Source organism: Mariprofundus sp. EBB-1 (assembly GCF_003665155.1).
Lineage (GTDB): Bacteria > Pseudomonadota > Zetaproteobacteria > Mariprofundales > Mariprofundaceae > Mariprofundus.
The window spans coordinates 1-17,536 of sequence record NZ_RCFQ01000011.1 but is presented as its reverse complement, the minus strand read 5'-3'; the positions used below and the strand labels follow the sequence as shown (position 1 = coordinate 17,536).

General features: G+C 47.2%; 19 protein-coding genes. 14 read left to right on the top strand and 5 right to left on the bottom strand.

Translation table 11 applies throughout. The annotated features are described in order from the left end of the window. Positions 1-6 precede the first annotated feature (6 nt). The 6 genes from ccoO to D8Y20_RS06180 all read left to right on the top strand — a co-directional run bounded on the left by ccoO (position 7) and on the right by D8Y20_RS06180 (position 6,650). Complete coding sequence (ccoO, locus tag D8Y20_RS06205) at positions 7-717, top strand: cytochrome-c oxidase, cbb3-type subunit II (RefSeq protein ID WP_121542173.1); 711 nt, start codon at positions 7-9, stop codon at positions 715-717. After that, positions 710-937: a cbb3-type cytochrome c oxidase subunit 3 gene (locus tag D8Y20_RS06200; protein ID WP_121542172.1), complete on the top strand. Its 228-nt coding sequence runs from the start codon at positions 710-712 to the stop codon at positions 935-937. Before ccoO ends, D8Y20_RS06200 begins: the two co-directional genes overlap by 8 nt. Further along, positions 921-1,790 (top strand): cytochrome-c oxidase, cbb3-type subunit III, encoded by an 870-nt coding sequence (gene ccoP, locus D8Y20_RS06195; RefSeq protein WP_121542171.1) that lies wholly within the window; start codon positions 921-923, stop codon positions 1,788-1,790. Before D8Y20_RS06200 ends, ccoP begins: the two co-directional genes overlap by 17 nt. 269 nt (positions 1,791-2,059) lie before the next feature. Further along, the gene (gene ccoG, locus D8Y20_RS06190) at positions 2,060-3,475 is read left to right on the top strand and encodes a cytochrome c oxidase accessory protein CcoG (protein WP_121542170.1); all 1,416 of its coding nucleotides are present in this window, start codon (positions 2,060-2,062) and stop codon (positions 3,473-3,475) included. A 39-nt stretch (positions 3,476-3,514) separates the two neighbouring features. Further along, positions 3,515-4,018 carry a FixH family protein gene (locus D8Y20_RS06185; protein ID WP_121542169.1) on the top strand — a complete coding sequence of 168 codons (504 nt, stop codon included), beginning with the start codon at positions 3,515-3,517 and terminating at the stop codon, positions 4,016-4,018. Positions 4,019-4,139: 121 nt separating this feature from the next. Beyond that, positions 4,140-6,650 carry a heavy metal translocating P-type ATPase gene (locus D8Y20_RS06180; RefSeq protein ID WP_201265555.1) on the top strand — a complete coding sequence of 837 codons (2,511 nt, stop codon included), beginning with the start codon at positions 4,140-4,142 and terminating at the stop codon, positions 6,648-6,650. Between the two features lie 169 nt (positions 6,651-6,819). Here D8Y20_RS06180 and D8Y20_RS06175 read toward each other — a convergent pair whose 3' ends face one another. Further along, positions 6,820-7,200 (bottom strand): cytochrome c family protein, encoded by a 381-nt coding sequence (locus tag D8Y20_RS06175; RefSeq protein WP_121542168.1) that lies wholly within the window; start codon positions 7,198-7,200, stop codon positions 6,820-6,822. Positions 7,201-7,335: 135 nt separating this feature from the next. Here D8Y20_RS06175 and ccoS point away from each other — a divergent pair, with 135 nt between their 5' ends. Then, entirely contained in the window at positions 7,336-7,542 is a 207-nt protein-coding gene (gene ccoS / locus D8Y20_RS06170; RefSeq protein WP_121542167.1) for a cbb3-type cytochrome oxidase assembly protein CcoS, read from the top strand. Then, the gene (locus D8Y20_RS06165) at positions 7,535-8,209 is read left to right on the top strand and encodes a sulfite exporter TauE/SafE family protein (RefSeq protein WP_121542166.1); all 675 of its coding nucleotides are present in this window, start codon (positions 7,535-7,537) and stop codon (positions 8,207-8,209) included. Before ccoS ends, D8Y20_RS06165 begins: the two co-directional genes overlap by 8 nt. Positions 8,210-8,323: 114 nt before the next feature. Here D8Y20_RS06165 and D8Y20_RS06160 read toward each other — a convergent pair whose 3' ends face one another. Together D8Y20_RS06160 and D8Y20_RS06155 are read right to left on the bottom strand one after the other, a co-directional pair. Next, positions 8,324-8,983: a hypothetical protein gene (locus D8Y20_RS06160; protein WP_236075291.1), complete on the bottom strand. Its 660-nt coding sequence runs from the start codon at positions 8,981-8,983 to the stop codon at positions 8,324-8,326. Between the two features lie 18 nt (positions 8,984-9,001). Beyond that, positions 9,002-10,015: a serine/threonine protein kinase gene (locus D8Y20_RS06155; protein WP_121542246.1), complete on the bottom strand. Its 1,014-nt coding sequence runs from the start codon at positions 10,013-10,015 to the stop codon at positions 9,002-9,004. Positions 10,016-10,175: 160 nt separating this feature from the next. Here D8Y20_RS06155 and D8Y20_RS06150 point away from each other — a divergent pair, with 160 nt between their 5' ends. After that, positions 10,176-11,018, top strand: a complete 843-nt coding sequence (locus D8Y20_RS06150) for a glucosaminidase domain-containing protein (protein WP_121542245.1) — start codon at positions 10,176-10,178, stop codon at positions 11,016-11,018. Here the strand turns inward: D8Y20_RS06150 and dnaQ are convergent. Further along, positions 10,990-11,733 carry a DNA polymerase III subunit epsilon gene (gene dnaQ / locus D8Y20_RS06145; RefSeq protein WP_121542244.1) on the bottom strand — a complete coding sequence of 248 codons (744 nt, stop codon included), beginning with the start codon at positions 11,731-11,733 and terminating at the stop codon, positions 10,990-10,992. The genes D8Y20_RS06150 and dnaQ overlap by 29 nt on opposite strands. Before the next feature lie 153 nt (positions 11,734-11,886). Next, entirely contained in the window at positions 11,887-12,591 is a 705-nt protein-coding gene (gene ubiG, locus D8Y20_RS06140) for a bifunctional 2-polyprenyl-6-hydroxyphenol methylase/3-demethylubiquinol 3-O-methyltransferase UbiG (RefSeq protein WP_121542243.1), read from the bottom strand. Positions 12,592-12,691: 100 nt separating this feature from the next. Between ubiG and D8Y20_RS06135 the strand changes: the two genes are divergently transcribed. From D8Y20_RS06135 to nagZ, 5 genes are all read left to right on the top strand, one after another. Further along, positions 12,692-13,906, top strand: a complete 1,215-nt coding sequence (locus D8Y20_RS06135; protein ID WP_161957591.1) for an EAL and HDOD domain-containing protein — start codon at positions 12,692-12,694, stop codon at positions 13,904-13,906. Between the two features lie 59 nt (positions 13,907-13,965). Next, positions 13,966-14,889, top strand: coding sequence for an ABC transporter permease (locus D8Y20_RS06130; protein WP_121542164.1), 924 nt, complete (start codon positions 13,966-13,968; stop codon positions 14,887-14,889). Continuing rightward, entirely contained in the window at positions 14,882-15,688 is an 807-nt protein-coding gene (locus D8Y20_RS06125) for an ABC transporter permease (RefSeq protein ID WP_121542163.1), read from the top strand. The genes D8Y20_RS06130 and D8Y20_RS06125 overlap by 8 nt, the downstream gene beginning before the upstream one ends. 79 nt (positions 15,689-15,767) lie before the next feature. Then, positions 15,768-16,481 (top strand): hypothetical protein, encoded by a 714-nt coding sequence (locus tag D8Y20_RS06120; protein WP_121542162.1) that lies wholly within the window; start codon positions 15,768-15,770, stop codon positions 16,479-16,481. 105 nt (positions 16,482-16,586) lie between these two features. Then, on the top strand, positions 16,587-17,468 hold the full coding sequence (gene nagZ, locus D8Y20_RS06115; RefSeq protein ID WP_121542161.1) for a beta-N-acetylhexosaminidase: 882 nt from the start codon (positions 16,587-16,589) through the stop codon (positions 17,466-17,468). Positions 17,469-17,536 lie beyond the last annotated feature (68 nt).

Below are 17,536 nucleotides of genomic sequence, written 5' to 3'. Positions count from 1 at the left end.
GAAGTCATGGGACTATTAAGAGTTATCCAAAACTACCTGGGCCGCTCCATCGACCCTCAGAAACGGCGCGAAAAAAAGTCGTTGCAGGAGAAAATGGAACAGAACGTCATGGGCTTGATTATCATGGTTGCCATCGTGGTATCCATTGGCGGCATCGTGGAAATCGTTCCACTTTACTATCTGGACAGCACCATTGAAAAACTGAGCAAAGAAGAGGATAGCATACGCCCTTATACTGCCCTGGAGCAGGAAGGCCGCGATGTTTATATCCGTGAAGGCTGCTACCTCTGCCACTCACAGATGATACGTCCGTTCCGTGATGAAAAAGAACGTTACGGTCACTTCTCACTAGCGGCTGAATCAAAATATGATCACCCGTTCCAGTGGGGTTCCAAACGCACCGGACCCGATCTGGCTCGTGTTGGCGGCAAGTACTCCAATGCATGGCAGGTTCAGCATATGCGCGCACCCCGCTCGCTGGTGCCTGAATCTGTGATGCCAAACTATGCATTCTTTGAAGAGAACATCATTGATGAGAATCTTACCGAGAAAAAACTACGGGCCCTGGCCATGGTTGGCGTTCCATACACGGAAGCTGATTTTGCAGGCGCTGCAGCAGCAGTACACGGTAAAACAGAAATGGATGCCATCGTCGCCTATCTACAGGTACTTGGCACCATGGTGAACTTCGAAAAAGGAAAAGACTATCGTGAATAGTCTCATTGAATTTTTCTCTACCGACTGGGATGCCATGACGCATGCTGACTGGACCGGAATGGTTATTGTTCTAATCCTTTCAGCACTAATGATTGGGCTCTACACATGGGTATTCAAACCATCCAACCGCGATCACTTTGAGCAGTACCGTGATTTTGTAATTCACAACGACAATAATGAAGAGATGAAAAGGGAGACTGGTCATGGCCAAACAAAATAAGCCGAAACAAGTCCCGGATACGGGTTACGAGTGGGATGGTATCCGCGAGTTAACCAACCCACCACCACGCTGGTGGATGATCTCTTTTCATGCCAGCTGGATATTCTGCATCATCTACTTTGTACTCTATCCAGCCATTCCTTTGGTCAATGATTATACCAAAGGAATCTTGGGCTGGACTCAGATTAAAGAGTTCAAAGAAGCAGTCGCTGAAAATGACGCCATCAAAGCACCCTACTTAAAGAAGGTTGCAGAAATGGATGGGCAGGCTCTCATGGCTGATGCTGGTATGCGTAACTTTGCCGACTCATCTGCTAAAGCTATCTTTGGTGATAGCTGCGCTGGCTGCCATGGCACCGGAGGAGAAGGTGCTCCTGGCCTGTTCCCTAATCTGTCTGATGATGCCTGGTTATTTGGCGGTGATTTTGACACTATCGTCGAAAGCATTACGGATGGTCGCGAAGGCTCCATGCCAGCTCATATCGACACAATTGATGAAGCCGGAATCAACAAACTGGCTGATTTCGTGATCGCTGCAGCACAAGGCAAAGCAACTCCTGAAGGGCTGGCTCACTTTAATGCGTCTGGCTGTGCAGATTGCCATGGTGAAGATGCTGCAGGTGGTGCCATCAATGACTTAGGCAGTGGTGCTGCCAACCTTACCGATGCTATCTGGCGTTTTGGCAGCTCGAAGGAAGAAGTGCTGCGCACCATTCGTTATGGTGTCAATGAAGATCCGGATGAAGTACCCAATACACGCATAGCTATTATGCCTGCTTTTGGTGAAAAACTCAGCCCTGAAGCGATCAAAATGCTAGCCGTCAAAGTACATCAATTCGGTGGCGGGAAATAGGAGAAAGATATGGATGCAGTAGTCATTGGAACATTTCTCGCAGTCGGCGGCACTATTTTAATCGGCCTTTATGCGGCCTATAAAATGTACGTACTTATGAATAGCGACGACGACTCGGAATAGTTTATAACAATAAAACTGGAGGGGGGGAGGTTCATAGAGCCTCCCTTTTTCGTGCAAGAACAAAACGACCACTCTGGCCTTTGCTATATCAATATATTATAATATCGGCATATATGGATTGTATTTGAATTCAACAGGGAGTTGAAATGTCGGAACAAGATCAGAAAGAGATAGAAGCGCTCTACACCGATGCCCATCATTGGAATATCAATGCAGGTGAAGAAACCATTCATGCCAAACGTATGCCGGGGCGCTTCCGCACTTATAAATGGTATGCAGCTAGTCTCTGGTTATCCTTTTTCATTCTGCCCTACTTCCGCAGCGAAGATCATCAGGCTATCCTGTTTGATATTCCACATCGCCAGTTTCACCTCGGCTCTCTGACCATCTGGCCGCAAGATGTCTGGATGCTCTCTCTGGTTCTGATTTTATTGGCCATCACCCTGTTTGCTGTTACTGCCGTTGCCGGACGTGTGTGGTGTGGATATTTCTGCTTTCAAACGATCTGGACCGACTGGTTTACCTGGCTGGAAGATAAAATTGAAGGCAACCCCATCCAACGTCGAAAGCTGGATACTGCAGCATGGACAGTGAAGAAACTCAGTAAAAAACTGCTCAAACATCTGCTCTGGATACTCATCTCCATACTCACCGGAGTTACATTCACCGCCTATTTCACAGATGCATATCAATTATGGATTGATGTTGTAACCCTTCAGGCTCCATTGATTGCATGGGTAACCATCGGGTCTCTCATCTTCTTCACCTATGTGTTTGCCGGTTTTATGCGTGAGCAGGTCTGCTTCTGGTTGTGCCCCTACGCACGTATTCAGAGCGTCATGGTTGATAAAGATACAGAGCTTCCCACTTATGATCTGGCGCGTGGTGAACCGCGCGGCAAGGTAAAACGAGGTAGTGATGACAATAAGAAGGGCGACTGTATCGATTGTCGCCTCTGCGTTGGTGTCTGCCCAACTGGCGTAGATATTCGAGAAGGCATGCAGGAAGGCTGCATCACCTGCGGCATGTGTATCGATGCCTGCGATAGCATCATGGATAAAGTCAATCGCCCGCGTGGCTTGATTCGTTATGCTTCAAGAAAAGAGCTATCCGGAGAAACACTGCCACCACTGTACAAACGTCCACGTGTCATCACCTATAGTGTCGTATTACTCTTATCTCTTGCTGGCATCATCTACGGCTTAACACATATTCCTCCCGTAGAACTATCTGTAGTACATGAGAGGCAGCCACTGTTCACACTAATGAGCAACGGCAGCATTCAAAATAGATACACCATTAAAGCTGTGAACAAAACCCCTCAACAGCTTACGTTTAAACTGGTCGTAACTGGCTTGGATGGCGTCAACATCAAAATGCCAGACGGGGATATTATCACCCTTCAACCTGAAGGAATCATTCCCTTCCACGTCTTTTTGCGCGCAACACCTGCACAGCTCAAAAAGAAAAAAACTAAAATTCGATTTATACTTGAGAGCATCAATTCGACTGATAATATTAAGATCAAGAAAAAGTCTGTCTTTATTGGCCCTAAAAAATAACTATCTCATATCAACGAAGAGAGACCACAAGAGGATAATATGTTCAGTGAACAACTAAAATCAGATCTCAAAAACCCCTGGTTACGTATCATCCTTGCTGCTGTTGGCATTACCGTTGCGGTCAACATCATCTTTATCACCTACGCATTCATCTCTCCTCCCAATCTCGTTGTACAGGATTATTATGAACGTGGAAAAAGCTATTTTCATGATGCTAAACTGCGTGATGATGCAGCCTCATCTGCGTGGCGTTTACAATTGATGCTACCCGACAAAATTACCACCAACACGCCGGTCACCTGTCGTTTATATGTCATGGATCATGCAGGAACCCCGGTATCTTCAGGTCATGTCATATTGACAGCATACCGCCCGAGCGATGCCAGTCATGATTTTGACATCGAATTATCACTCACCGATACAGGTACTTTCACAGCACCGGTTTCATTCCCAATGCCCGGTCACTGGGATCTGATTGCCCGTATCGATGCTGATGAGCAGCGCTTTGATACCGCACAACGTATTTTTGTCGAAAAACAGTGAACAACCTTCACCGCAACAACACAAGGGCACAAAGGAACTCAATACATTCCAGCTTTTGTGTTTCTTTCATATCGTTACAAATATGCAGTGATAATAGCTTATCTGCTTATAAGAAACTCCATTGCCCATAGTCAACGAACAGTGCTTTCATTGTGGTCTGCCAGCCAATGGCTCGGCCGCCTGCACTGGTACTATCCAACAAACAGACGCCCCGGATGAAGAACACCTTTTTTGCTGCTCTGGTTGTTTAAGTGTATGCCAGGTCATCCATGAGGCTGGTCTGGATAATTTTTATCAACGCCTACAAAAATATGAAAGCAATATAACGCCACCTCCTGAAGCACCCGCGGATATAGATCAATATGATCTTAGCGAAGTACAACAGGAATTCACCCAGAATCTGTCCAATGGATCACTACAGGCGCGCCTCATGGTTGAGGGTATTCATTGTGCGGCCTGTGTATGGCTGATTGAGAAAGCCCTTGCTGGTATGCCTGGCATCATCAAAGCAGAGGTCAATTTGGTCCATCATCGCTTGTTGCTGCAATGGCGAGCTGAAACCGTATCCCTGACGCAGATCATGACCCGATTGGCTGCGCTCGGTTATACCGCTATACCATTTAACATGGAACACCTTGAAGGCGCAGCTCATCAACAAAACCGAGCACTACTATTTCGTTTAGGATTCGCTGGTTTTGGTGCCATGAACATCATGTGGATATCCATTGCACTGTATGCCGGTGCGTTTTCTGGCATCAGCATTGAGTACCGTCATTTCTTCCACTGGATTAGCTTCGCAATTGCCACACCAGTATTACTCTATTCAGGTGGCCCTATTCTCAAATCTGCCTGGCGAGGAGTGTGCCACGGTACGCTGTCCATGGACCTGCCCATTAGCATCGGTGCACTGGCCACTTTCACATACTCACTCTGGCAAACCATACAAGGCGGCCCCCACGTATATTTTGATACCGTTGTAAGTTTTCTATTTGTCATTCTGATCGGCCGATACTTGGAAGCTCTGGCACGCCAAAACGCTTCTGCCTCCACACTGCGATTGATGGAGTTACAACCACGCATGGCAACCCGCATCATGGCTGATGGTAGTGAAGAACGCATTGCAGTGCGTAAATTAATACCCGGTGACCTGCTGCGCATCAAACCGGGTGACAAAGTACCCGCTGATGGTGCCATCATTGAAGGCAACTCCCATATTGACGAATCCATGTTAACCGGTGAACCCTTGCCTGTGCATAAGCAGCGTAATGGCACTGTATTCGCTGGTACTGTCAATGGTGAAAACCCATTCATTATGCAAGTGAAAACAACCGGATCGGCCACTGTGCTGGCCCGTATTATTCATCTGGTTGAATCTGCTCAGGGCTCAAAAGCGCCTATTCAGCGCATAGCAGATCGAATTGCACCCTGGTTTGTAAGCAGCACGCTTCTACTTGCCACCCTTACCTTTATCTATTGGTGGACAACACTCGATTTTAACACCGCCCTGCTATCTGCAACAGCCGTCCTCATTATCACCTGCCCCTGTGCCCTGGGCTTAGCCACCCCAATGGCGATTGCCGTTAGCACTGCATTTGCTGCACGGAACGGCGTACTTGTACGCAATGGCGAAGCGCTGGAAGGTCTCTCAAAAATCACCCATGTGGTATTGGATAAAACAGGCACGCTAACAACCGGCCAGATGCGTGTAACAGATACTTTGCTTGTAGATGAGCATGATACTGAAAACAGCAAAGAACGCTTACTGCTGCTCGCAGGCGCAGTAGAACGAGGCTATTCCCACCCTATCTCTAAAGCAGTATGTGCCACAGTAGTAACAGAAGGATTACATTTCCTCGACTGCCAACATGCGCAACTATTGCCAGGCATGGGAGTCAGCGGAATGGTGGATGGACAACAGGTATGGATTGGTAACCAGCGCTTAATGCAGCAACAAGGCATCCATCTTCCTGAAGCCATATCCACATCATGTAATCACATCGAATCCAGCATGGCCGTGCCAGTGCTGGTTGCAGTAGATGGTAAACTACTCGGCATTCTTCGCATCGAAGATCAACTGCGAGACGAGGCCTTTGATCTTATCACTAATTTGAGCCAACACGGTCTTGGCATCACCCTGTTAAGCGGTGATTCAAAAGCTGCTGCCAACCACTTGCAACAACGCTTATCCACGCATGCAAATGCTCCAATTCACGTGATTGCAGGCGTATTGCCTGAAGATAAAGCTAATCACGTCAAAACCCTGCAAAAGAGTGGTCAACATATATTAATGGTCGGCGATGGCATCAATGATGCACCCGCATTAACGCAGGCCGATATCAGTATCGCCATGGGCAGTGGCACAGATGTGTCGATGGAATGTTCCGATATCGTATTGATGAGCAGTGATTTGAGTCGCATCGCCTGGGCACTTGATCTGGGTGACCGCACCATCACCACCATCCATCAGAACCTAACCCTATCACTAGCTTATAATATCATGCTGGTCCCTGCTGCAATGGCGGCATGGGTAACACCACTATTCGCTGCGATCGCCATGCCACTGAGTTCTTTGGTGGTCATTGGAAATGCCATCCTTATCAGACGGCATATGCGCAATAAAAGACCTGATTGATTACATCTTAGTCTCTTACCGATCAAACCTTGTAAAACTGCACAAAAACTTTTACCACGAAGGCATTGAATGTAACCTTTTTTGGTTCCGACTGTGTTGAATTAGGACAAAAAAAGCCCCGGCGTCATAAAGGGAGGGGGAATGACGCCGGAGCTATCTTGCTGTTGATTTATTTAAGCGTATGTAAAAATGCAACTACCGCATCTGCTTTGGCATCACACTTCTTCTGGTTACCCATTTTAGTTTTAGCATGGTCATCGCCAGACAACTTTTTGATCGCATCTTTAGATTTACACACCCAGGCCTTCATGTTCTCATCATCCCAGACCCAGTCACCTGCTTTCAATGACTTACTGTATTTTCCAAAATCTGTGCTACCTGCCTTACTACCCATAATGCCAAACAGGTTTGGCCCAGTCTTATGTTTGCCACCTTGATCAAAGGTATGGCAACTCTTACACTTACTTTGAGGAGCTGCTAACGCTTCTCCAACAGCCATCCCACTTAACAATATTGCTGCAGCACCAATCGCAATTACAGTTTTTTTCATATCAATCTCCTTAATAATATATATTATTATTGCATAATATAATAATAATACCTGACTGTCAATCGCCCGATCCCACTATTAATGTTATCGTTCGGATGAAGTTTGGTGTTAATTATCGCTGATACAGGAGAAAACATGAGTGTTATCTATGGTTTAATTCCTGGCATGATTCTGCTTGGCTTGGTCAGTGTGTTGGTCTTCTTCTGGGCTGTAAAAAATGGCCAGTATGATGACATGGAAGGCCCAGCTCATCGCATTCTGGATGACGATGACGTCGATCAAACACAGAACAACACAAGCTCAACAACAACCGACAAACCAAACAACTTCAAGCATGACTGACACACTGCCATCGGCGCTACTGCTAATGCTCTCTCTCGGTTTTATGGGCAGTCTGCATTGCATTGGCATGTGCGGTGGACTGGTCACAGCCGTAAGCATGAGCCAAAGCAAAACATGGTGGGGTGGATTATTCATCTACCAATGCGGCCGCATAAGCACATATAGCCTGCTCGGTCTGTTGGTTGGATTCAGTGGTGTTGCTCTAAGCGCATTTGGCGGCGACTTACTGCAACGTGCCTTGGCCATATTAGCAGGTAGCGTAATGATTATTTTCGCCCTGAATCTGGTTGGCTGGTTACCGGATCCGTTACGTCACTTCAGCACTTGGGCAAGTAGAAAAACAGGTTTGGCTCAACTGGCTCAGCGCGCCTCATCTCATGCGCGCGCCAAAAGCTGGTATGCACTTGGTTTAGCCAATGGCCTGTTACCCTGTGGCCTCGTCTATGCAGCTCTGTCGCTATCTCTAGCCTCAGGCAATGCATACAAAGCCACGGTGATGATGTGTGTTTTTGGCATAGGCACCGTCCCTGCCATGATGTTCATCCCATCGGCACTGCACAACATGAGCCCAACATTACGTAACAACGCCATGCGCATCGCCGCAGTCATACTTATCATCATTGGCATCATCACCATCTCCCGCAGCGGCATGATGATGCATCATTAAATGATGCTCATTTGATCTCTTAGACCCTTTATAAATCAAATTACTGGATGCGACCAGCCAATGACTATTCGCTATAAAACAAGACATAGCTCAGCAATCATTTTATTCGCACGATTACATTTTGGGATTAGAAAAATGTAATTCAGGCGGTTCTTCTTTGCTGATGACAGCTTTCAGTCCAATCGCATCATATTCATACTGATCCTGCCCCTCTCCAAGAGAAACTATTCGATCCGGTTCTCCAAAACGCGCTTTCAGGTTTTCTGCTGTCACATTCAGATTTGGAATCAGTGTCAGCTCTTTCACAATGGCATCATGTACACTGGTCACATCATCAGGAGCAAGATTCATGCGTGCTACTTGATTGGGATAGAGGCGCGGCACCGTGCCACGCATAGCAATCGCTTGTAGCTCACTATCTTCCACATCCAGCAACACCACCACTTTGGTGTGGTCGGCAATAGCCGGAAAAAAAGCTTCTAACTTTAGTCCTGCCTTGGCATGCCCCTCAGGATAGATATAGAGGGCCACATCACTTTTACTCTGCAGAATATCTTCCGTCTGAGTCAAACTGCTAACGCCGAGTGTGACACCCAATACATGTAAATGACCTTGATCATCAACATGGGTACTCACTGCCCCACTGCTCTGCTGGTACTGAGAGCTTGTCCATAAAAAAACAGCTCCAGTAACAATACCGACAAGCAATAACATCCACAGTGCCATCTTATCACTGCGTTTTGATTCTGATCTGGCTTTCATTTCAGCGCTCATTTATTCCTCTCTCATAACTTACTTGATCCATTGCAGTGGCGGCTCCTGCATGGCAGCCGCCTGCTCTTTAAGCGACAAGATATGATCCTGCCAAAAATTCTGTGTATTAAACCAGGGAAAGGCACGTTGAAAAGCCGGATCATCCCAACGTTTAGCCAACCATGATGAATGATGAATGATTCGCAATGTTCTCAAAGGTTCAATCAGGGAGAGTTCGCAGCAATCAAAATCATGAAACTCACTATAGGCACGCAAGATTGTATCCAGTGAACTACTCATTTGCGCACGATCACCGGAAAGAAACATCCATAAATCCTGTACTGCCGGCCCCATACGCGCGTCATCAAAATCAACAATATATGGAGAACCGTGTTTCCACAAAATATTACCCAGATGGCCATCACCATGCAGCCGGATATATCGGGGCTCAATATTCTCAAAGGCCTGCTCAACGGTCTCCAGCACATCTTCGATCACCTTTTCATAGGCCGCCTCCAGCTCCGGCGGTATGAATGCATGCTCCATAAGAAACTCATAGGCATCATCACCAAACGTATGCACATCCAAGGCAGGGCGATGTTCAAAATCCGAAACCGCACCTAAAGCATGAATGCGTGCAAAATAACGTCCCAGCTGCTCCAGATGTGTTTTGTTTTCGAGGTTTGGTGCCCGACCCGCCTGCAAAGGATAAAGCGAAAAGCGATGGCCTTTGTAGTGGTGCAGGCTCTTATCATCAATCAATAGTGGTGGTACAACCGGAATATCCAAAGATTCCAGCTCAAGCGTGAAATCATGCTCTTCTATAATAGCGTCATTCCGCCAACGGTTGGGTCGATAAAATTTGGCAACGATAGACTCCCCATCTTCTATGCCAATCTGATACACCCTGTTTTCATAAGAATTAAGCCCCAGTTGATACCCGTCACATAGAAAACCAACACTTTCGATAGCCTGCAATACCTGCTCTGGCCCAAGATCATAAAATGAGGCCGTTTGTTTGGAAGGCACCGTTGAAGAAGTCTCTGCTGTCATGTCCGGCAGCGTATAGACAAACATAGAACTTGTCCGTTAGTTCTCATTCAAGCGCTGTGATAGATGCATTCCATAGTAAAAGCTAACAAGCAATCTATGCGGGAAATAACGATGTGACATGCATCACAGAGAAAACCGTGCATGCATTCATACTCCGCCGATGCGAAAGTTTTCATTCCACTCTCCAAGAGTCATTAAAGCTCTTACCACCGCCCTGATCTGGCTGACTGCAGCAGTCGTCATGTCTGCCTGTTCTACGCATACAAAGCCTGCCCCTGTCGAACAGCCTAAAGCCGTTGAAACCACCATTCCTGCGCCTGTTGTGAAAAAAGCGATCGTGAAACATCCTGTGCAGCAGAAAAAGAGTAATTTCTTTGCACTGATGAAACCCATTATCGTAGATGAAAACAATAAAATTTCACAACAGCGTCAACAGATCATGCAACTAAAGCATAAAAAAGTACTAAGTAAACAAGATAGCGCGACCTTAGCAACATTGTCCTCAACATATGGCATCACCATGCCTACCACCCCGGATCAAACATTCTGGAATAACCTGCTCAACCGCGTCAATATCATTCCCGTTGAGCTAGCTCTGGTACAGGCAGCCAATGAATCTGCCTGGGGCACATCCCGTTTTGCCCGTGAAGGTAATAATTATTTTGGCCAATGGTGTTTTCAGAAAGGCTGCGGCATTGTGCCCAAGCAACGCGCTAAAGGTGCTGCACATGAAGTCAGGTACTTTAAAAACAAGACCAAGTCTGTGCGCGCCTACATGAAAAACATCAACTCATCCGGTGCCTATGCAAACTTGAGAACAATTCGCAGTAAGCTGCAAAAACAGCAACAGCCTATTCAGGCAGAATTGTTAGCAAATGGACTAAAAAATTACTCTGAACGTGGTATGGCATATGTCAAAACGATTCAATCCATGATTCGCAAAAACCGTTCCATCATTGATCAGACAGAGCCAGTCACACTAGCTCAGGATGATGCCAGATAGACTTGCCGCCACTCTCTTTATGAATGCGCTGCATCATAGACATGTGTGCTTGATGTTCGTGATCTTCAATCGTTAGCGGCTTACGTTGCATCATGCTGGCCGTCTCTGCCTGTTCATCACGACCGCGTGACTGCTCGGGCAGCTGAACAAAGCTTGATGCCGGCAGACTGGGAATATCCATACCCAGTGAAAACTGACGACCACCTGTCATACCCAGATATACTTCGGCCAACAATTCCGAATCAAGTAACGCGCCATGCAATTCACGGTGACCACGTTCTACATTGTATCGGTCACACAGCACATCCAAATTATTTCTCTGGTTAGGATGTTTCTTACGCGCAAACGCCAGCGTATCAATGACCGGGATATTTTGAATATTAGGCAAGCCGTGCAAACGCAGCTCATTCATGATGAAACCCAAATCAAATGAGGCATTATGAATAACCAGCGTTGCCCCCTCGATAAAATCCAGAAACTGCTGTGCAATCTCTTTAAAGGTGGGAGCATTTTTCACTTTTTTGTTATCAATACCGTGAATACGGACAACTTCCGGAGGGATATCCCGTTCAGGATTAATATAGTGATGAAATACATGCTTATCACCGGATAGCACTTTTCGGTTGAGTACTTCAATAGCACCAATTTCAACCATGCGGTCACCCTTTAGCGGTGATAACCCGGTAGTTTCTGTATCCAGCATGATAAGTCGCATATCGGCATTATAACTCACAATATTTTTCTGCCAATGGGCAACATCTGATCAGTCGATGCGCTTTGATCACAAACCGCCATACAAGCAAACCCGATGACATTAGCACTATTGTGGTAAGCCCTCTAAATAGGAGCTTCTTCTCTGGGTCAATCCTTAAGCTGGTTTAATTGCAAAGCCCAGATAATTGACAGACAAATCATCTGAAAGTGAAAAATGATCACTAAACATCGCGTAACTCATGCCGCGCAAATCCTTGATCTCCAGATCAGCTGCGCGCAGTGCACTGTTCATTTCCGATGGTTTGATAAATTTAGCATATTCATGGGTCCCTTTGGGCAACCAGCCGAGCACATATTCCGCTCCCAGAATGGCTTTTACATAAGAGACAGGATTACGATTTAATGTGGCAAAAAAGAAATGGCCACCGGGTTTAATCATGGAGGCACATGCTGCCACCGTACGCGGCACATCCGGCACATGTTCAAGCACTTCCAGACACGTTACCGCATCATAATATTCAGCATGTGATTCAGCCCAAAGTTCAGCATCATTCTCAACATATTCAACTTGCACATCCGATTGTTCGGCATGCAGACGCGCTATATTTAATGCCTTAGGAGAGCGATCAATTCCAGTAACGGTTCCGCCACGCACCGCCATCCCTTCAGCCAACAGGCCTCCACCACAGCCCACATCGAGAATTTTCGCCTGCTTCATGTCCAGCTGACGTGCGATATAATCAAGTCTGAGTGGATTGATACGGTGTAGAGGTTTAAATTTACCGGTGGGGTCCCACCATTCCTCAGCCATGGCTTCGAACTTCGCAATTTCTTCCGCGTCAAAATGTTGTGTCTGCATACGCGAAATCATGTCGATGCCGCTCGCGCATGGCAAGAGCTGTTTGATGGCATAATAATTGCGTACCCACATGCATATTGTTTTCTTTGGGAGATCCCGCATGTCAAATGAAATTTTGATTGGTCGCCAACCTATTTTTGATCGTGATTATAACGTGATTGCATACGAGATGCTCTTTCGGGGCGGGGCTCAGGGGTCTGGGGCTGAAATGACCTCGCAGGTGATGGTCAACGCCGTTATGGATATCGGGCTGGAAAATATAGCCGGTGCATTGCCCGTATTCTTCAATATAGACGAGTCATTTTTATTGCATGAGTCCGAACTTTCTCAAGCATTACCACAACAGCAAGTCGTTCTGGAAGTACTTGAACATGTTAATCCCAACCCTGCAGTATTGGCGGCTTGCAGAAATCTAAAAGATGCGGGTTATACACTGGCTCTCGATGATGTGATTAGCGTTGAACATGCGCAGCCATTCATTGATCTGATTGATATCATCAAGGTGGACTGGATTGAGGCTGAGGAAGACCCGGCCAACATCATCAAGGCATTCAGACATAAGAATGTGAAGTTTCTGGCCGAAAAAATTGATTCATATGAAGAAGCTGAAAAAGCCAAAGCCCTGGGTTTTGATCTGTATCAGGGTTATTTCTACTGCAAACCCGATACTGTAAGTGGCACTAAGCCACCGGAATCACGGATGTCGGTATTGCGCGCAATGCAGCAGGCTATGACAGCCACCTCGATTGATGAAATGTTTGATGTGGTGAAACAGGATGTGACGCTCTCTTATCGTTTGTTAAAATATATCAATTCTGCAGCTTTTGCGCTCAGGCGTGAGGTGCAGTCGATTGAACAGGCGTTGAGTCTGCTGGGGCTGAATAATATTCGCCGCTGGCTGACGCTGCTTACCATGACATCACTGGCTGAAAATAAACCGAAAGAGTTAATCAGGCAGGCTCTGTGGCGTGCCCGTTTTCTTGAAATGCTGGCAAGGGAGATGGGAGACAAGGCTATCGAGGATGATTTCCTTACCGGTCTGTTCTCTATTCTTGATGCCCTGCTGGACTGCTCCATGCAGGAGTCACTCGTTGAAGTATCTCTGGCGGAACACGTTTATAATGGGTTGATTGATGCCAATTCAACAATGGGTGAAAAACTTGCTGTAGCCAGAGCCCTGGAAACGGGAGATTGGGATGTGATCAAGGCATTCAGTGAAAATGGCAAACGCATCAAATATGCCGATCTGACACGCCTGCAGACTGAATCAATGCTCTGGGCAGATCAACAGATGGCGGCACTCTCCTCGTTATAAAATATCAGTCTCGATTTAGAGGACTTCTTTCCGACCTTCTTCGCGGCTAGGCTGCCCGCATGTTTGGGCAGATTGTATTTACACGCACATTGCAGGCCATACCGACGCTGCTCGGCGTGGCTACATTGGTGTTCTTTTTACTACATCTGGTACCCGGCGATCCGGTGGATGCCCTGCTTGGAGAAACGGCCATGCCGGCAGATCGTGAAGCACTGCGCATCGCTCTGCATCTGGATCAACCCATTCTCATGCAATACGGTAACTACTTATCCGGTTTAATCTCCGGTGACTGGGGCACCAGCCTTGTTGATCACAGACCAGTGCTGGAACGCATCCTTGAGCGTGTGCCCGCTACCACCCAACTGGCTCTGGTGAGTCTACTGCTTGCCATTGTACTAGCGCTGCCACTGGGTTACTGGGCAGCCAAGCATGCTGGCAAATCACAGGATGTGATGGCTATGGGTTTTTCATTGGTCGGTGTGTCCATTCCCAATTTTTGGTTGGGACCAATGTTGATGCTGCTGTTTTCTGTAGGACTCGGCTGGTTACCTGTATCCGGTATGGATCAACCCGGCTCCATGATTTTACCGGCCGTTACCCTTGGTACTGCCTTAGCTGCAATTTTATCACGCATGGCACGCTCATCCTGGCTGGAAGCGATGAGCATGGATGCCACACGCACTGCTCGTGCCTTCGGTGTTTCTGAACAACGGATCTGGTGGAGGCATGCTGCAAGACTAGCGGCTGTGCCCGTTGTCACCATGTTTGCACTGCAATTAGGGGCCGTACTGGGCGGAGCCGTCATCACGGAAACCGTATTTGACTGGCCCGGACTGGGGCTGTTAACCATCGAAGCCATTCAACGCCGCGATTATCCGCTCGTGCAGGGCTGTGTACTGATCATCGCCTCATTTTATGTGTTGGCTAATCTGGCTGCCGATCTACTTGGCCTATGGCTTGATCCAAGACAGCGCAATGTCTAATTCAAGTTATAAACTGGTCATCGTCTGCCTATCATTGCCTGTACTGGTACTATTAGTGGCACTTTTCAACGGGCTGGATGGTCATGCCATTGATCTGCATGCTGTACTCGCACAGATGAGCGGATCCCACCTGCTAGGAACCGATGCGCTTGGCCGCGATCTGCTCGCAAGACTTTCCGAGGGGCTGCAACTCTCACTCATGGTTGGGATCACCGTCGTATTTCTTGGTGGTATCATTGGTATCAGCATCGGCATGCTGGCCGGTTGGGTAGGCGGCTGGCTGGATGCACTGCTCATGCGCTTCGCTGATATAGTGCTCTCCTTTCCCGGCATCCTGCTGGCTATTGCGATGGCAGCCATGCTCGGCCCCGGCATTGAAAATCTGGTTCTGGCACTGGTTGCTGTCGGCTGGGTCGGTTTTGCCCGTTTAGCCAGGGTGCAGGTCTTATCCTTTAAATCGGTGCCCTTTGTAGAGGCCGCTATCGCCAATGGTTCCACCGCTCCCTATATCGCCGTGCGTCACCTGCTACCCAACATCGCCGCACCACTGTTGATTGAAGCCAGCTTCGGGTTGGCTGCCGTGATTATCGGTGAAGCCGGGCTATCGTTCCTTGGTGTGGGTGTGCAACCACCGGATGCGTCTCTGGGCACCATGATTCGTGAAGGCACACGTTTAATGCTGGTCTCACCGACACTGGTCATCTGGCCCGGTCTGATTCTCTTTTCACTAGTCATGGCGGTAAACCTTTTGGGTGATGCTCTGCGCGATAAACTGGATGTACGTATGGATACAAAATAAATGACTGCTTCCGACCCAAAGCGGACATTCAGAACATTGGTAATAGCCATTCACAAAATAGATATTGGGACGGAATAAGATGAAGATATTATCGTTGTTTATTGCTTTAATAGTTATTTTATCCGGATGTTCTGCACATCGAATCGCCAGTATAGGGAAAATTAACAACCTAGATGGATGGGAGGCTCACCCCACTCAATTAAATGAACCATCCACAACTCTTTGGAAAGCATCTAATGAAAATAAAGGCGAAAATGCTTTAGTGATTGAAGTGTCTTCCTGCAACTATGGGCAGAAGACCTTCTTTATGGTGATCCCCCCAGTGCCGCTTGGAACAATGCCAAGCTTAGAAAATGAGCCTGTATTTATTGTAACAGTATCAATGCTTTCACTTGAAGGAAATTATTCAATCAGCCCTGCTAGCATTCAATATGAGGATTCAAAGGGGATTAAATATAGCCCAATCTCTCTTAGTGTAGGGCAGAACATATGTGACATTGAAACTGAACTGAGTACCGGAAAGATGTACCATGAAGGAGAGTACATTTCAGTGTTACAACCTCCAAGAGTGAAAAGGACCTGGATTCCAACTCAAGAATCGAAGACATATGAAGCAAAAGCTCGTACCGAAAACTCTGCGGTAGAGGTCGTTTCGCTTTCTGTTATGTTTAAAGTAAAACCACCATCCGTAGAAGAAATATTCTACCTATCCATTCCAGTATCGCATGATGGTAAAAGTATAGAAGTACCAAAGCTCACTTTTACAAAAGAGACTGTTTGGGGCGGATGGTAGCCAATTAATAAGTTTAGCCGAATGACCGCTTCTGGCCGAAAGCGGACATTCGTTAAGTCATATAATTAGTTAGTCGGCTAAAAACGTTAACAGGAAGCTGTACGCATGAATGAACATCTGATTATCGGTTTGCTGGGGACAGCGCTGACTGAACAAGAAAGAGTCTGGCTCAAAGAGAAACCACCCTTGGGCGTGATCCTGTTTGCGCGCAATATTGAAAGCCCGGAACAGGTGAAAGCGCTGTTGGCTGAAGTTCGGGCGACTACCGGACAACAGACCTGGGCCGCTATTGATGAAGAAGGTGGACGTGTGAACCGTATGCCATGGGCTCCATTCAATAATCGCCGCCATGCAGCAGAGTACGGTGTGATGTATGAACGCAATGCAGGCACAGCCATTCAGGCTGTATATCAGGATAGCCTGGCTATTGGTGAAGCACTCAACGAACTTGGCTTCACACATAACTGCGCGCCAGTACTGGATCTCTTTCATCCGGATGGACATGGCATCATCGGGCAACGTGCGTTTGGTGATCATGTCGAGCAAGTAACTGCCTTGGCCACGGCCTGCATGCGCGGCTTACAAGACGCCGGCATTGAAGCTGTTGGTAAACATTTCCCCGGCCATGGCCGTGCCAATGCAGACTCGCATGTGGCAGTGCCTGAAGTCGATGCACCGCTGGCGACCATCCTGAGTGAAGCAGAATCATTTTCACGCCTGATCCCGGAAGGGTTGAAACATATCATGACCGCACATGTGATTTATACCGACACCGTCAAAGAGGTCGCAACGCTTTCACCATTCTGGGTGCGCCATGTACTGCGTGATCGCATGAACTTTTTTGGCCGGATCTGGTCTGATGATCTATGCATGAAAGGTGTAGGTGAAGATGTATCTTCGGCTGCTCAACAGGCCTTACAGGCAGGATGCGATACTTTGCTGGTATGTGAGCCGGAAGGCGTTCGTGCTATTTACAAAGATTTATAAGCCTTCGTCAAAATAGTAATTTCAACAGCTAGGAGTCTGTCGGACTTATGAGAAATCTACTCGGCAAA

Coding starts and splice junctions, on each gene's coding strand:
- ccoO (WP_121542173.1), top strand. CDS start 7: ATGGGACTATTAAGAGTTATCCAAAACTACCTGGGCCGCTCCATCGAC.
- ccoP (WP_121542171.1), top strand. CDS start 921: ATGGCCAAACAAAATAAGCCGAAACAAGTCCCGGATACGGGTTACGAG.
- ccoG (WP_121542170.1), top strand. CDS start 2,060: ATGTCGGAACAAGATCAGAAAGAGATAGAAGCGCTCTACACCGATGCC.
- D8Y20_RS06185 (WP_121542169.1), top strand. CDS start 3,515: ATGTTCAGTGAACAACTAAAATCAGATCTCAAAAACCCCTGGTTACGT.
- D8Y20_RS06175 (WP_121542168.1), bottom strand. CDS start 7,200: ATGAAAAAAACTGTAATTGCGATTGGTGCTGCAGCAATATTGTTAAGT.
- ccoS (WP_121542167.1), top strand. CDS start 7,336: ATGAGTGTTATCTATGGTTTAATTCCTGGCATGATTCTGCTTGGCTTG.
- D8Y20_RS06165 (WP_121542166.1), top strand. CDS start 7,535: ATGACTGACACACTGCCATCGGCGCTACTGCTAATGCTCTCTCTCGGT.
- D8Y20_RS06160 (WP_236075291.1), bottom strand. CDS start 8,983: ATGAGCGCTGAAATGAAAGCCAGATCAGAATCAAAACGCAGTGATAAG.
- D8Y20_RS06155 (WP_121542246.1), bottom strand. CDS start 10,015: ATGACAGCAGAGACTTCTTCAACGGTGCCTTCCAAACAAACGGCCTCA.
- D8Y20_RS06150 (WP_121542245.1), top strand. CDS start 10,176: ATGCGAAAGTTTTCATTCCACTCTCCAAGAGTCATTAAAGCTCTTACC.
- dnaQ (WP_121542244.1), bottom strand. CDS start 11,733: ATGCGACTTATCATGCTGGATACAGAAACTACCGGGTTATCACCGCTA.
- ubiG (WP_121542243.1), bottom strand. CDS start 12,591: ATGCAGACACAACATTTTGACGCGGAAGAAATTGCGAAGTTCGAAGCC.
- D8Y20_RS06135 (WP_161957591.1), top strand. CDS start 12,692: ATGTCAAATGAAATTTTGATTGGTCGCCAACCTATTTTTGATCGTGAT.
- D8Y20_RS06130 (WP_121542164.1), top strand. CDS start 13,966: ATGTTTGGGCAGATTGTATTTACACGCACATTGCAGGCCATACCGACG.
- D8Y20_RS06125 (WP_121542163.1), top strand. CDS start 14,882: ATGTCTAATTCAAGTTATAAACTGGTCATCGTCTGCCTATCATTGCCT.
- D8Y20_RS06120 (WP_121542162.1), top strand. CDS start 15,768: ATGAAGATATTATCGTTGTTTATTGCTTTAATAGTTATTTTATCCGGA.
- nagZ (WP_121542161.1), top strand. CDS start 16,587: ATGAATGAACATCTGATTATCGGTTTGCTGGGGACAGCGCTGACTGAA.